The organism is Mesorhizobium shonense, assembly GCF_040545255.1.
In the GTDB taxonomy this organism is placed as follows: domain Bacteria; phylum Pseudomonadota; class Alphaproteobacteria; order Rhizobiales; family Rhizobiaceae; genus Mesorhizobium; species Mesorhizobium shonense.
In genome coordinates, this window is sequence record NZ_JBEPLM010000019.1 from 102292 (window position 1) to 116377 (window position 14086).

Genomic DNA, 14086 nt, shown 5'->3' on the forward strand with positions numbered 1-14086 from the left:
AGGGGGGAGAGGTGGCGCTGCGAAGCAGCGACGGAGTGGGGAAACCACCTTGCAACCGTCGCCGACGGATGCGTAAAAATCTTCCTATGCCGCGCCAAGGGTCGACCCCCACTCCGTCGAGCTGCGCTCGACACTTCCCCCCGATCGACGGGGTAGAGGAAGGGCGCCAAGCTGTCCTTGGGCGAACCTGGACCTTGGAAGCCTCAGATCGCCGTAAAGGCGTTGTCGACGAAGAGATGCGCGCCGTTGACGAAGCTCGATTCGTCGCTGGCGAGGAACAGCGCCGCCTTCGCCACTTCCTCCGGCTCGCCGATGCGGCCCTGCTGCGCGGCCATGGCGGCATCCGAAACGTCGACGCCGAGCTTGCCGAGGTCGGCGACCTCGCGCAGGCCGTGCGGCGTGCGGATGAAGCCGGGGCAGACGGCATTGCAGCGGATGTTGCGGTCGCGGAACTCCACCGCGATGGCGCGCGCGAACATATGGCAGGCGCCCTTGGTCGTGTCATAGAGCACTTCGTTCGGCGTCGCCGCCACCGCCGAGATCGACGAGGTGCAGACGATCGAGCCGCCGCCGGCGGCGATCATGCCGGGGAGCACGGCGCGCGTCATCAGGAACATCGAGCGCACGTTGACGGCGTGCAGCCAGTCCCATTCCTGCAAGGTCGTCTCCAGGAACGGTTTGATGACGATGGTGCCGGCGTGGTTGAACAGCACGGTGACCGGCCCGAATTTCTCTGCGGCCGCCTTTGCCGCCGCTTCGACCTGCGTTTCGTCCGAAACGTCGGCCACGAAATGCTCGGCGACATGGCCGCGCGCCCGGATCGCCGCTGCAGTCTTGCCGGCCGCCTCGTCGTTGCGATCGATGATCGCCACCTTGGCGCCTTCCGCGGCAAACAGCTCGGACGCCGCTCCGCCCATGCCCGTCGCACCGCCCGAAATGATGGCGACCTTGCCCGCCAGCCTTCCACCCATGTCTTTTCTCCGTTCTGTTCTGGAGGGTCTCTTCTGCCCAGCCGGGATGCTAGACCGGCCGCCTGGGATGGCCAAGCTCTATCGGGCAAGGGCTTTTTGGCTTCAGGAGGCCGCTCCGATTGGCCGATTCCAGCTCAATCCAAGGCCAGTGCCGCACACTCTGGCGGGCGGGATCCTCCCTGAGGGAGGGTAAGAAAAACCACCAATTTCTGGAATCTGAGAATGTTGTTTCAAAAACGTCTAAAAAATAGCAATCGACAAAGTCTACTAACTTTATAGATTAATGGCCGAGACGGAGGCCGATATGTCCTATATCCAGAACGCCCAGACCGCCCGCAAGGGCCAAAGGCTGACCGCCGGTGAGAGCTGGAGGCCCGCCTATGGGGGCACTTTTGCCTATCTCGTCTTCGCGCTGGCATTCGTGTTCACCGGCGCGGTGGTGCTGGGTCTCATTCCCTAATCGCATGGGCCCTAATCGCATGGGCCCTAATTGCATCGGGCCTGAGTCTCGGTATCTGAAAATCTGAGTTGAGTAGTCGGAGCAGATGACTGGCCGCGCGCCAGGGCGCTGTCGCGCGCCTTGTTCGCGGGTTTTCAAGAGCGGGGCAATCCAACGTGATGGAGGAGATGGCGATGCCGATCGAGTTCACGCATGTTCCCGGTAAGCCTGCCAATGGCAGCTTCTTCTACGATTTTGCCGAGACCGCGACCAAGCTGTCGCTGATCGAGGATGCCGGTTTCCGCAAGCTGGTGGTCGACGATCCAGCCGGCCTGCTCACCAATATGGATATCGCCGACCAGACGCTCGAGCGCACGGCGTCATTGGAAGTGGTGCTGACGCACTGGGCCGGCGTGATCGAGCCGACGGTGGCGGCGCGGCAGCTGGCGGCGCTCGACCGCAGAGGCGGCGGCCGCTTGTCGCTCAGGATGCTGAGCGAGCCGCTCGAGGACAGCGATGCCGAGGTGCGGCCCGTCGGCCACGGCGTGGTGTGGCAGCGCATCGACGAATATCTGGTGCTGTTGAAGCGCCTTTGGTCCAACGACAAGCCTTTCGATCACGAAGGCGCATTTTATAGCGTCAAGGGCGGTTTCGTGCCGCGCAAGGGTCCGCATGGCGCCGATCTCACCATCCGTCTTGGCGGGCAATCCGGCACCGCGTTGAAAGTGGCTGGCCGGCACGCCGATGTCTTCGAATTGGCCGCCGGCACGCCGGACGAAGTCGCGCAGTTGATGCAGCGCGTGCGCAGCGCCGCCGCCGAGCATGGCCGCGCCGGCAGGCTGCGCTTCGCTTTGCCCGTCCGTATTCGTCCCGAGGGCTGGTCGGGCACCTTCGACCACAAGGCGGTCGAGGTCGCGGGACCGCCGGCACGGCTTGCGCTCTCGCTGTTGCCCTACGCCGCGCTCGGCATCGAGGAATTCATGATCGGCGGCATCGACCGTCCCGGCGAGATCGCCCGGATCGGGCGCGAGACGGTCACGCTGATCGCGAATTCGCTGGCGCGGCGCGAGGCGGACACGCCGTCGCCAGGAACGTTCGCGTCGCGCTCTTTCACCGGGGCGCACGTCCGCTGAGACTGCGGATCGAGGCGAGACCTGCGGCCGCCGGTCTCATCGAGGATCGATGGCCGGCGGCGGTTGTGAGGCATAGTCGACGCCGTCCATGACATAGTCGGCGAAGAGGAAATCGCGGATGCCGGCGATCCGGCCATTCTCCCAATCGAGGAGGATGAAGTAGCGCGGCGGCCCGTCCGGACGGTCCGGGCTGGTGACCAGGATGGCCGGCCGGCCTTCGATGGTGCCGGTCGTGAAATGCCAATGCGTCTCGTCTGCATAGCGGCCAAAATAATTGCCGACATACTCCTTGCCTTCGGCGCGAAGCCGATTGACCAGCTCCAGCTTCACGTCGTCCGCAAGCAGGCCGCGCAAGGCATCGAAATCCCGGGCGTTGAAGGCGGCGACATAGTCGCCGAGGCGCCGCATGTCCTGCCGGTTGAGCATCGGGCGCGGCGCTGCTGCCCGAGGTGCTGCCGCCAGCTTGCGCAGGTTTTCGCGGCCCCGCTGCAGCGCGCCCTTGATCGCGGTCTCGGTGGTTTCGAGGATCTCGCCGATCTCTTCCAGGCTGTGGCCGAGAACATCCTTCAGCACGACGGTGCATCGCTGCGCCGGCGGCAGCTGCATCAGCTCGGCAAGGCTCGCCTCGGCAGCGATACGCGCATCGAAGGCCGAGTCCTCGTCTGCGATCGTATCGAGCTCGACGTCACTCTCATGCGCCTTGAAGCGGCTTCGCTTGCGCAGGAAATCAAGCGCTGAATTGTGCGCGATGCGAAACAGCCAAGGCTCGGTCTTATCGGGCATGTCGCCATTCCTGATCGCCACGAAACCTTTGGCCAGGGCTTCCTGGACGATGTCTTCGCCATCGATGACCGATCCCACCATGCGCGAGCAATAGCGGTGCAGCTTGGCCCTCAGGCCTGCGGCTTCGCGCTCGAAGGCGCGAAGCCTGGCTTCGGTCGTTGCAACGGGATGATCATGCGAACCGGTCACGCGGCCTCCTAGTCTTCCACGCCGCCCGTATGGGAATAGCTCGTATGCCCCATCACGCTCTCGCCGGTTCCATGCTCCATGATCGTCTTCATGTACTCGGCGAAGCGAGGGTCGCCGCGGAAGGCGGCGATGTCTTCGGCCGAGCGCCATTGCGAGATGTTGACCACCTTGCTGCCGTCGCCGCCGACGACCACGGATGAGGCCAGCGAGCCCGGCTGCTTGCTGAAGAAGTTCCGCGTCCCTTCGGCAAGCACCTCGGCGAGGTCCTGCTGCTTGCCGGGCTTGGCGGTGAAGACGTTGATCAAGGTCACTGCGGTCGACATGGCTTGGCTCCGTTTGTCCTGGCGGAGGCCGTTGTGGCTTCCGCAATCGTCACAACCGTCAAGACGAACGCGATGTCGGGAACGGAACGGTGCATGCAAAAAAATTGATTGGCGGCCAACAAGCGCCTGTCAATCGGCAATGCATCGGTCATTTTCAGGAAAAATTCCTCCCCACCGTTCCGAAAGGTCCCCGTCATTCGTCTTGGTGGGTGCCGATGCTTCTGGCGCCGGCATCAACCAAGGGAGAGAAAAATGTCGATCTTGTCATCCATCAGCCGCCTGGTGACCGAATACGCGGCCGTCCATGCCCGCTACCGGGCGGCGCGGACACTCTATTTGCTGCCGATGGATATCCGCAAGGATATCGGCTGGCCGGAGGTCGCCGATTTGGGCGATCCCGCAATCGTCAGTTCGCCGCGCCCGCGAGTCGTGACAGCGCGGTGATGACGGCCTCCGTCACCGTCAGCGCGCCGAAGACGCCGTCCTCGACGGTCACCATGTGCAGGGCGGCGTCGTGCGCCTTTTGGTCGCCGCTGGCGCAGGCGTCCGCGATCGTTAGGCATTGGAAATTGCGGTCGCAGGCCTCGCGCAAGGTGGTGTGCACACAGACATCGGTGGTGCAGCCGGTGAAAAGCAGATGCGTTATACCCCGCGCGCGCAGTACCAGCTCCAGGTCGGTATAGGTGAAGGCGCCGTTGCAGGTCTTGTCGACGACGATGTCTTGCGCAGCCACCTCGATGTCGGCGACGATCTGGAAACCGGGGCTGGAGCGCAGCAATATGTCGGTGCCGTCCAGTCCCGCCCGCTTGCGGCGCCATTTCTCGTAAGGCGTCATGTCGGCCATGTCGGCGCGATAGCCTTGCCTGGTGTGAATGACGGTCAAGCCGGCGGCGCGAGCGCCCTTTATCAGCCGGTTCACGGCCGGCAGAATCGCCCTCAGCGGCGCGGGGTCATAGCCTTTCCTGGCGAAGTAGCCTGTCGGCGACAGAAAATCCTCCTGCAGGTCGATCACCAGCAGCGCGGTGTTTTGCGGCACCAGCCGGCCGTCATAGGGGAAGTCGAAAGGTGTCGCCTTGATCATCGCCTGCTGCCTCGGTTGCAGCCCCATCGTGACTCAGCGGCGGCATCACCGTCCAGACCTCACTGCGGCTCCCGATCGGGGTCGCGGCGATTTGTTGATCAGTAAAGTCACCTTTATAGTTGACTATTTACCTCATGTTTTCTAGTCAACCGGCGTTGGCCACCCTGGCGACAGCCCTAGGCAGCGGCCGGTTGGGAGACGGATGTTGACCGGAGCAGATATCCAGACAGCCTTTCATGTCGAGGCGGTGCGCTTTGCCGTCGGCGAGCGCACGCTGCTCGGGCCTGTCTCGCTCGAGCTGCAATGCACGCGTGTCTACGGGCTGATCGGCCATAACGGTTCCGGCAAGTCGACGCTAATCAAGCTTCTGGCGCGCCAGCAGCCGGCAAGCTCCGGCGACATCCGCTTCGCCGAGCGCCCGCTCGCCGGCTGGGGCGCGCGCGAGCTGGCGCGGGCTCTCGCCTATCTTCCGCAGACGACGCCGGCGGCGACCGGCCTCACGGTGCGCGAGCTGGCGGCGCTCGGGCGCTATCCCTGGCATGGCGCGCTCGGCCGGTTCGGGCCGGAAGACAAAAGCCATGTCGAGGAGGCGCTGGCGCTAACCGACATGAGCGCTTTCGCCGACCGGCTGGTGGATGAGCTTTCCGGCGGCGAGCGGCAGCGCGCCTGGCTCGCCATGCTGGTGGCGCAGAATGCCGGCGTGATGCTGCTCGACGAGCCGATCTCGGCGCTCGACATCGCGCATCAGGTCGAGGTGCTCGGTTTGGTCCGCGAGCTCAGCCGCAAGCGCGGCCTTTGCGTCGTCGTGGTGCTGCACGACCCCAACATGGCGGCGCGCTATTGCGACGAGCTGATCGCGCTGAAGGAAGGACGGCTGCTGAGGCGCGGCACGCCGGACGAGATCATGCGGGGCGACGTGCTCAAGGACATTTTCGGCGTCGAGATGGGCGTGCTCAAGCATCCCGTCAGCGGCCAGCCAATCGGTTACGTGCAATGAAGAAGCGAGGACGAACCTTGTCCCGGAACAGTTTTTTTGCGGCGCTGGCCGCGTCCGCCATTCTTTCGGCTGGCCCTATTCTTTCAGCCAGTATAGCGCTGGCGCAGGAGCAACCGGCAACGCCGGCGCCGGCCGCACAGGCGCCCACCCAACAGCCCATGACACCGCCGGCAGCCGTGCAGGCACCGGTCGGGCCGAATACCCAGCCGGCTCCGAGCAACGCCGGGGGTGAAGAGCCTTCCGCCATTTCGCTCACGCTGCCGCATGACCTTTCGCCCCGGGGCATGTTCATGGCGGCCGACATCGTCGTCAAAGCCGTCATGGTCGGGCTTGCCTTCGCCTCGCTGGTCATCTGGACGATCTGGCTCGCCAAGTCGCTGGAGATCCTCGGCGGCAAGCTCAGGGCGCGCCGTGCGGCCGTTGCCATCGGCAATGCCGCGACGCTGATGCAGGCCGGCCGCGCGCTCGGCCATGGCAACGGACCCGGCGCGCTGCTGGTGCGGGCGGCGGAGGAAGAGCGAGCACTTTCGGCCGGCGCGCTGGACCATGCCTCGGGCGACGGCCTGAAGGAGCGCGTCACCTCCAGGCTTTCGCGCATCGAGGCGGCGGCGGCACGGCGCATGTCGCGCGGCACCGGCCTGCTCGCCACCATCGGATCGACGGCGCCGTTCGTCGGCCTGTTCGGCACCGTCTGGGGCATCATGAACGCATTCATCGGCATCTCGCAGGCGCAGACCACCAATCTGGCGGTGGTAGCGCCGGGCATTGCCGAAGCGCTGCTCGCCACCGCCATGGGCCTGGTCGCGGCCATTCCGGCGGTCGTCATCTACAACATCTTCGCACGCTCGATAGCCGGCTACCGACAGATCCTCGCCGACGCTTCCGCCGGCGTCGAGCGGCTGGTCAGCCGCGATCTCGATTTCCGCACGGTGCCGCCGGCAACGGCAATGGCGGCGGAGTAGACGGCGATGGCGGCGCGGATCCGTGAGACGGCAGGCGAGGATCTCGAGGAAAGCCACGAGATCAACGTCACGCCGTTCATCGACGTCATCCTGGTGCTTTTGATCATCTTCATGGTCGCGGCACCGCTGGCGACCGTCGACGTCAATGTCGACCTGCCTGGATCGACCGCGACGCCGGCGCCACGGCCCGAGACGCCGCTGTTTCTGACGCTGAAAAGCGATCTCACGCTGGCGATCGGCAATGACAGCGCGCCGCGTCCCGCCTTCGCCGCGGTGCTCGACAGCCGCACCAAGGGCGACAAGCAGACGCGCATCTTCCTGCGCGCCGACAGAAATATCGGCTATGGCGAACTGATGGAGGTGATGAACCTTTTGCGCGCCGCAGGCTATCTCAAGGTGGCGCTGGTCGGATTGGAGACGGCATCCGGTGCTGGCGGCACGGCTCCAGCCACGGGCGGAAGTCCCGCGCCGGCGACAAGCGGCAGCCCGGCGCCATGACGCGAATGATCGCCACCTTGTCCTCCCATCCGCGCTTCGGCCTCCGCGAAGCCGGCCTGTGGACGAGTGCTGCCGCGATCATTCTCGCCGCGCATGTCGCGGTCGCCTATGCGGTGCAGAACCTCAGCTTCGCCGAAGTGCCGGACGGCGGCCCGCCGCCGGCTCTGGCGATCGAAATGGCGCCGATGGTGATTGCACCCGCGGTGCCGGAAGACGTCGCGACACTCGACGCCGTCACGCCGGATCCGCCCGATGCGGCAGAGGAGACGCCGACGGTCAGCGAAGTGAGGCCGGTCGCCGACCCGGCGCCGGTCGTGGAAAAGGCCGAGCCGGTGACCGAGCAGCCGGTCGAGGCCGATAAAGTGGAAGAGGCCGAGCCGGCAGAGCCGACCGTGGCAGCGCTGGGCGAAAAGCAGCCGCTGGACGAGGTCGTGCCTGACCCTGTCGAGGCCGTGGCTCCCGACGTCGTCATTCCACTGCCGCAGCCGAAACCGGTCGACACGGACGTCAAGGCGGACAAGCCGGTCGAGGCGAAGAAGAAAGCGGAAAAGAAGCCTGCCGAAAAGCCGAGGGAGCGGCCAAAGAAGGAAAAGCCGGCACCCCCCAAGACGGTGACGACGGCCAGCATCGATGCCAAGGCGGGAACGAAGGCCGCAGCGCCGCAATCCTCCGACGCGTCGCCGCGGTCGAGCGTCAGCCCGTCGCGGTGGAATACCAGCCTGGCGGCCTGGATCAGGCGGCACACGCGCTATCCAAGCGCGGCGCGCTCGAGAAAAGCCGAAGGCAGCCCCAGCGTCACCTTCACGGTGGATGCCTCAGGCAGGGTGGTCTCCGCCCGGCTGGCGCGATCCTCCGGCGACTCGGACCTCGATCGCGCGGCGCTTGGCGCGCTGCAGGGCGCAACCGTGCCTACCCCGCCGGTGGAGCTCGGCGCGCGCGTCACCCGCACGGCACCCTTCGTCTTCAGCCTGCGGGACTAGGCCGGCGACGCGGATGGTGATAGGCGGCTGAACGGTTCAGCCTGGGACGCAGCGGGACCTTGCCCGCCGGAAAGCCATATGACGATATTCACGCGCCGCAATCTTCTCAAAGCCGCCGCGGCCGCCAGCCTCGCTGGCATCGGTGCCTCGACTGCCGGCAGATTGACCGGTCTCGCGGCGGCGAAGCCTGAGCCGCTTGTCCTGAAGGCCGTCAGCATCGAGGCGAAGCTGGCGGAGGCCGGCCCGACCAAAAACGTGCTCACCTATGGTGCGGCCGGCATGCCGCCGGTCGTCAGGATGCGCAAGGGCGAGCCCTTTGCCGCGCGGCTCGTCAACGGCATCGACGACCCGACCACGATCCACTGGCATGGCATCCGGGTTCCGAACAAGATGGACGGCGTGCCGTTCCTGGTGCAACCCTATGTCTATCAAGGCGATCATTTCGACTACGCGTTTTCGCCGCCCGACGCCGGCACCTTCTGGTACCACCCGCACTGCAACACGCTCGAGCAAATGGGCCACGGGCTGACCGGCGTGATTGTGGTGGAGAACCCGAACGATCCGGTGTTCGATTCCGAACTGGTGATCAATCTGCGCGATTGGCGCCTCGGCGACGACGGCCAGTTCATCGAGTCGTTCCGGCCGCGTGATGCTGCGAGAGCCGGCACTTACGGCACGGTGCGCACGGCCAACTGGCTCGACCAGCCGCAATATGACGCGCCGGCAGGCGGCCTGGTGCGGCTCAGGGCCGCCATCACCGACGTCACCCGCATCTATGCCTTCCGCGTCGACGGCGCCGAAGCATCAGTCATCGCGCTCGATGGCAATCCGGTGCCGCAACGCTTCGCGCCCGACGCCTTGCAGCTCGGGCCCGGCCAGCGGCTGGAGCTTGCCGTCCGCATGCCCGACGACGAAGGCGCGATCGTTAGCCTGCGCGACGTCAGGGGCACCAAGCCGAAGATTCTGGCGACGCTGCGTGCGGTCGGGAAATCGCTCAAGCGGGATCTGCGCGATCTCGGCTCTTTGGAGGCCAACCCGGTGGCGGAGGTGGATCTTGCAAGCGCCAAACGCATTCCGCTGGCGCTCAGCGCCACAGCGGAGAACGGTTCGGCCGACAGCATCTGCGGCTCACTCGGCTACAGTTTCTGGGCGATCAACAAGGTGCCGTGGCCGGGAGACACGCCGAACCCGACCGCGCCGCTCGCCGAACTCAAGCTCGGCAAGAGCTACATCATCGACATGGAAAATCTCACGCCGCACTCTCACCCGATCCACCTACACGGCATGAGTTTCAAAGTGCTGTCGTCCTCGACGCGGCAAGTCCAGCCGCTCGTCTCCGACACCTATCTCATCCAGCCCGACGAGAAGGTTCAGCTGGGCTTCGTCGCCGACAACCCCGGCGACTGGCTGCTGCACTGCCACATCATCGAGCACCAGAAGACCGGGATGACGAGTTACTTTCGGGTGACGTGAAAGCGGCTGCGTTTCGTGAGGCGGGTTGACCGCGCCGTCTGGTTGCCTAGGTAGCCAACTGGGCAGGTGGGACGACATGCAACTCCGACCGACGGCATGACATCTTTGCGCATTCGAAAACTTGTCCTTGTCGCGACAGGCATCTCCATCCTGTCTTCCTGTGTCGTTCCCGACGATACCTCGCGGGTCGCGAAAGAGGACGTCACCGCTGCTGCCGCCCGCAAAGAGATGGTCGGTCTCAGCGAGGCCGACATCCGCATGTGCGCCGGCTTTCCGACCGCGACGGCCGATGCGGGATCATCCGGCCAGATCTGGACCTATCAGCGCAACGTGCAGCGCGGCAATCTCAACATCGCGGTCCCGACCATGGCTGTGGGCGCGATCCCGGCGGTCGGAGGGTCGCTCAACGTCTCGCCCGGAGGCTACTGCAATACGCAGATCCGCATGGTCGGCGGCCATGTCGCGGAAGTCACCTATGCCGGCGACAACAATTTGCCGAACAGCATCGATGCGCTCTGCGTCAGCACGGTCGACGCCTGCGTCGCCTATGCGCGCCAACGCAATCACAAGGTGACGGCGGTTTCCAGGTGAGTGGGGTCAGGCGGGGCCATGCGAGAGCGCCCATATTTGTCAGCGTTGGAAGCCCGCGAAGAATGGTTCTGCGGTCTCATACGCCGGTCAGTTTCGCAGGGATGGCGCGGAAAACTTCAGTCCTAAAGCGCGTCGCGATCTTTCAGATTCGCTCCGTGCGCTTTAGGTTTTTGATTTACGCATGTCTTTGTCCCGAAACCGGTCCCACTTTCGGGAGACATGCTTTAAAGGCGAGCGTTGAGCATGCCGATAGAAAACATGATCTAACGCTCATATGTGCGGCGGAAAATCAAAGTGATCACCGGCCGCCCCAAATCGTCCCCAATCCGGAGGTTTTTCCGGCTCCGACTCGAGACGAAGGAGAGGTCGATGAAATTGTCTGTTCTTGCCCTTGCCGGCACCATGCTGGCACCGATGGCTGCGGTCCAGGCTGCGCCCATGATCGCTGCGCCGGATAGGAACAGCTTGGTTCAAGAAGCGCACGTGACATGCGCGTACCTGACCGAGGACGGCTACTGCGTGCGGTCGCACAAGAAGCACAAGTACTGGAAGCCCAAGCACCACTACCGGCAAATCTACCGCACCTACGAGCCGCAGGTACCGGACGAGTATTATTGGCGCTATCAGCGTCCGCGGACGGTTATCAGAGTCGTTCCCAGCTATCCGCAGGATGAAGACAATTGGGATGATTGGGACGATTGAGGCCAGCCGAGGCCTAAAGCGCGTCGCGATCTTTCAGATTCGCTCCATGCGCTTTAGGTCTTGATTTTACGCATGTCTTTGTCCCGAAACCGGTCCCACTTTCGGGAGACATGCTTTAACGGCTGCCCTCCGTTTGCCGGGGGGCCTGCTCGCGAGTCCTCGCGGGCTGCAATCGATCATCGGCAACGGATGCGTGGCTGGAGAGCCGGCCACGTATCCGCAACCAGGCGACTTCTCGCCTACCAGCCGAACAGCAGGGCTGCTCCGCTTTGGCCGTCGCCGGCCTGCGCGATGCTGGCGTCGGTGTTTCTGCCGAACTGGAAAATGCCATAGGAATTGTCGTTGCCGTCCTGCCGCAAGGTAGCGGAGTGGCCGCTGCCTTCCTGTCGAATTATGCCGCGATTGCCGGCACCGTCCTGACCTATGCCGGCACGGTTGTTCCGCCCGAGCTGCCTGATATGAGCGCCGCCGCGCAGCCCGTTGTAGAGCGAATAAGCTCGCAGGCCGAAATCCAGCGCCCGCGCATCGCGGGCCGTCCGAGGCGAGTAGTAAAGCCCGATCGAACCGCCCGCTTTTGCCGGAGCGACAACAAGAGGCAGGCCGATGGCCGCGGCGAGCGCGGTGGCTTGGACGAGCTTCGTGATCTGGCGGTTCATGTTACGTCTCCTGGCGGGTTCGACCGTTGATGAGGAACAGTCGCATAGCCAAGCTGAACCTTGACGGAAGGGATCGTTCAGCAGCCGTTCAAGACATGCTCCAGGGCCTGTTGGAAACGCCGAAGGGCTCCGGTTGCACGGAGCCCTTGCTTGATCTGCGGACCGCGGGAGCCGGCGTTCAGGTAGGGCCGGACACTTGCTTGGCGCAGCTGACGCTCGTGCTGCCTGCGATCACTTTCAGCTTGACGTCGTAGGCAGCGCCATTCGCCCCCACGCTCATCCGGCCGAGCGAGGCGGGATTGCCGGGGCTGGCTTCGAAGGTGCCGCCCTGCCGGATGTTAGCGGAGCCGGACGGGCCGTCGCCGGAGACGCTGACCGTGTAGGTGCCGCTGATGGTCTTGTCGGCATAAACCAGGGGCTCCAGCAGAATGGCGTCTCCTTCAATCGCATCTCGTATCTCGCATCGCAGCGGCCCGGAATTCGAGCCATCCTTGCCGGCCGTCGCCCCGGTCGCGCCGGCGGCGATCACGGCCAGCAGCGCGGCCGACGCCGCTGCCGTTCGCTTGTCCAATCTGGTCATGGATGATCTCCTCGCGATGTCAGGATGGTGGCCGGCAACACCGTTGCCGGCCGTCCATGGTTCAGGGGCAGTCCTGGACGAACGCGGCGACATTGCCGCTGCCGCCCTGGCTGACGTCGGCGTTGCAGCCGTGGCCGACCTGGACGCCGGCGGCGATGTTGCCATTGCCGTCCTGCGTCAGGATCGCGGTGTGGTTCGAGCCGAACTGGGCAATGCCTGCGGCGTTTCGGCTGCCGTATTGATAGGTCGCGCCGTAGTTGTTGACGCCCTGCTGCCCGATCACCGACCGGTTGCGATGACCATATTGCTGGCCGATCGCGGTGTTGAAGCGGCCATCCTGATAGACGTGTATGCGGTTACGATAGCCGTGCTGGCCGCCGCCGGCGGAATTGCGCCAGCCATATTGCTCGATGTTGACGTCATTGGCCATCGCGGGAGCGATGGTGGTAAAGCCGACGACGGCTGCCAAGGCTGCGGCGACAATTGATGTGCGGGTCATGGGGCTTCTCCTTCATGCGGCAGGGGACCGCGGTTGAACGGCCCTTTTGTAGGAGGTTGGCCCGGAACGGAGCCTGAAGGCTCCATTCAGCGAAAATTCATGACCGCTCCGTTCGGATGTTTCAGAGCTGCAGCACCCCGCGATGCGCTCTGCGTCAGCACGGTGGACGCCTGCGTGGCCTATGCGCGCCAACGCAGGCACACTACGGCGGTGTCCAGGTGAACGGCCATTGGCTCTGCGCCGTGGCTGGAGCTGCATTCAGCGGGTAATGCAGAACGAACGGCAGCGGCCCCATGGTGCTTTGGGTCGGCGTTCTCGAAGCGACTGCCTCGACAGTGGGCAATGAACAGGGGGCATTTCCGCCCCCTGAGGCACTTACCTGTTCTTGCACGGTTCGTCGGTCGTGGTTGTCGTCTGGCCATTGTTGTCAGGGTTGGCGCTGTCGTTTGTCTTTCCGCCATTCCCCTGCCCGGAGGTGGTTGTCGTGTCGCTGTCGAAGCCATTCTTTGCGGCAAATGCCGGTGGCGCCGCCGCAACGGCTAGCGATAAAAGGGGGCGGGTTCCCCAACAATCATCCGCACCCCTCTCCCTTCGCCAGACGGTCTTCACGGCATGCCCGCGGTTTTCCCGCACAACATAGTCGTAATCAGTTACTATTCCCCGGTCCGGTCGTCGTGGTCGTCGTTGAGCAATTATTGCAGTCGGTCTTGCCGTTATTGATTTGCCCGCTCGGTCCGGTCGATGTCGTAGTCGTTGTCGTACCATTATCGTTGTTGGGTGGGTTTCCGCTATGTCCCTGCTCACTGGTGGTTGTCGTCGTACTGCCTTTAGGGTCCGCAAACGCGGGAGCGGAGACTGCGAATGCAAGCGCTGTCGTGACGATAAGGATCGTTTTCATTTCGTTCCTCCTGACACTGCTACGGACGCCGCATCTTTGGAGCGTGGCACGGCCTTCCAGCGCCACGCCAAACGATAAAATTAGACATAACTAATATTCAAATGCAATGCATCCTAAAGGACTACCACCGTCCCCCAGCGGTACTTCAGATTTCAAACTGACCCACTCCCCGGCTGTGCGTTCAGGCCGTCTAGGAAGGCCGTGAGGAAGGGCAGGGCTGTCACCTCTTGCCGGGCCTAGAGCGTTTCAGGTTTTGACGGAAGCGTATCCGGCGTTGTTGAAGTAGTTTGAGCATTCGTCGGGTTCTATGGTGGCGACGAGGTGTCCGATG

General features: G+C 64.2%; 17 protein-coding genes. 10 read left to right on the forward strand and 7 right to left on the reverse strand.

Going from position 1 to position 14086, the window contains the following annotated elements; translation table 11 throughout:
- Positions 1 to 203 precede the first annotated feature (203 nt).
- Positions 204 to 971, reverse strand: a complete 768-nt coding sequence (locus ABID26_RS31890) for an SDR family NAD(P)-dependent oxidoreductase (protein ID WP_126097223.1) — start codon at positions 969 to 971, stop codon at positions 204 to 206.
- A 304-nt stretch (positions 972 to 1275) separates the two neighbouring features.
- Between ABID26_RS31890 and ABID26_RS31895 the strand changes: the two genes are divergently transcribed.
- Together ABID26_RS31895 and ABID26_RS31900 are read left to right on the forward strand one after the other, a co-directional pair.
- The gene (locus tag ABID26_RS31895; protein WP_126097224.1) at positions 1276 to 1431 is read left to right on the forward strand and encodes a hypothetical protein; all 156 of its coding nucleotides are present in this window, start codon (positions 1276 to 1278) and stop codon (positions 1429 to 1431) included.
- Positions 1432 to 1604: 173 nt separating this feature from the next.
- Positions 1605 to 2543, forward strand: coding sequence for an LLM class flavin-dependent oxidoreductase (locus ABID26_RS31900; protein ID WP_126097225.1), 939 nt, complete (start codon positions 1605 to 1607; stop codon positions 2541 to 2543).
- A gap of 36 nt (positions 2544 to 2579) precedes the next feature.
- Here the strand turns inward: ABID26_RS31900 and ABID26_RS31905 are convergent, their stop codons facing one another.
- Positions 2580 to 3515, reverse strand: a complete 936-nt coding sequence (locus tag ABID26_RS31905) for a sigma-70 family RNA polymerase sigma factor (protein ID WP_245460171.1) — start codon at positions 3513 to 3515, stop codon at positions 2580 to 2582.
- 8 nt (positions 3516 to 3523) lie between these two features.
- Positions 3524 to 3838, reverse strand: a complete 315-nt coding sequence (locus ABID26_RS31910) for a putative quinol monooxygenase (protein WP_126097227.1) — start codon at positions 3836 to 3838, stop codon at positions 3524 to 3526.
- Between the two features lie 252 nt (positions 3839 to 4090).
- Here ABID26_RS31910 and ABID26_RS31915 point away from each other — a divergent pair, with 252 nt between their 5' ends.
- Entirely contained in the window at positions 4091 to 4282 is a 192-nt protein-coding gene (locus ABID26_RS31915; RefSeq protein ID WP_126097228.1) for a hypothetical protein, read from the forward strand.
- Here the strand turns inward: ABID26_RS31915 and ABID26_RS31920 are convergent.
- Complete coding sequence (locus ABID26_RS31920) at positions 4245 to 4919, reverse strand: cysteine hydrolase family protein (protein ID WP_126102491.1); 675 nt, start codon at positions 4917 to 4919, stop codon at positions 4245 to 4247. The two genes, ABID26_RS31915 and ABID26_RS31920, sit on opposite strands and share 38 nt — an antisense overlap.
- A 202-nt stretch (positions 4920 to 5121) precedes the next feature.
- Between ABID26_RS31920 and ABID26_RS31925 the strand changes: the two genes are divergently transcribed.
- The 7 genes from ABID26_RS31925 to ABID26_RS31955 all read left to right on the forward strand — a co-directional run bounded on the left by ABID26_RS31925 (position 5122) and on the right by ABID26_RS31955 (position 11122).
- A complete protein-coding gene (locus ABID26_RS31925) occupies positions 5122 to 5916 on the forward strand; it encodes an ATP-binding cassette domain-containing protein (RefSeq protein WP_126097229.1) in 795 nt (264 codons plus the stop codon).
- Between the two features lie 17 nt (positions 5917 to 5933).
- Positions 5934 to 6878 (forward strand): tonB-system energizer ExbB, encoded by a 945-nt coding sequence (exbB, locus tag ABID26_RS31930; RefSeq protein WP_354417586.1) that lies wholly within the window; start codon positions 5934 to 5936, stop codon positions 6876 to 6878.
- 6 nt (positions 6879 to 6884) lie between these two features.
- Positions 6885 to 7376: a TonB system transport protein ExbD gene (gene exbD / locus ABID26_RS31935; protein WP_292302970.1), complete on the forward strand. Its 492-nt coding sequence runs from the start codon at positions 6885 to 6887 to the stop codon at positions 7374 to 7376.
- Positions 7373 to 8356 (forward strand): energy transducer TonB family protein, encoded by a 984-nt coding sequence (locus ABID26_RS31940; RefSeq protein ID WP_126097232.1) that lies wholly within the window; start codon positions 7373 to 7375, stop codon positions 8354 to 8356. Before exbD ends, ABID26_RS31940 begins: the two co-directional genes overlap by 4 nt.
- Positions 8357 to 8434: 78 nt before the next feature.
- A complete protein-coding gene (locus ABID26_RS31945; RefSeq protein WP_126097233.1) occupies positions 8435 to 9829 on the forward strand; it encodes a multicopper oxidase family protein in 1395 nt (464 codons plus the stop codon).
- Between the two features lie 96 nt (positions 9830 to 9925).
- Complete coding sequence (locus tag ABID26_RS31950; protein WP_126097234.1) at positions 9926 to 10420, forward strand: hypothetical protein; 495 nt, start codon at positions 9926 to 9928, stop codon at positions 10418 to 10420.
- A gap of 369 nt (positions 10421 to 10789) precedes the next feature.
- Positions 10790 to 11122 carry a hypothetical protein gene (locus ABID26_RS31955; protein WP_126097235.1) on the forward strand — a complete coding sequence of 111 codons (333 nt, stop codon included), beginning with the start codon at positions 10790 to 10792 and terminating at the stop codon, positions 11120 to 11122.
- 239 nt (positions 11123 to 11361) lie between these two features.
- On the opposite strand, the gene ABID26_RS31960 is transcribed toward ABID26_RS31955, so the two are convergent.
- The 3 genes from ABID26_RS31960 to ABID26_RS31970 all read right to left on the reverse strand — a co-directional run bounded on the left by ABID26_RS31960 (position 11362) and on the right by ABID26_RS31970 (position 12857).
- On the reverse strand, positions 11362 to 11778 hold the full coding sequence (locus tag ABID26_RS31960) for a curlin (RefSeq protein WP_126097236.1): 417 nt from the start codon (positions 11776 to 11778) through the stop codon (positions 11362 to 11364).
- A gap of 178 nt (positions 11779 to 11956) precedes the next feature.
- Entirely contained in the window at positions 11957 to 12358 is a 402-nt protein-coding gene (gene csgH / locus ABID26_RS31965) for a curli-like amyloid fiber formation chaperone CsgH (protein WP_126097237.1), read from the reverse strand.
- A 61-nt stretch (positions 12359 to 12419) separates the two neighbouring features.
- Entirely contained in the window at positions 12420 to 12857 is a 438-nt protein-coding gene (locus tag ABID26_RS31970) for a curlin (RefSeq protein WP_126097238.1), read from the reverse strand.
- Between the last annotated feature and the right edge of the window lie 1229 nt (positions 12858 to 14086).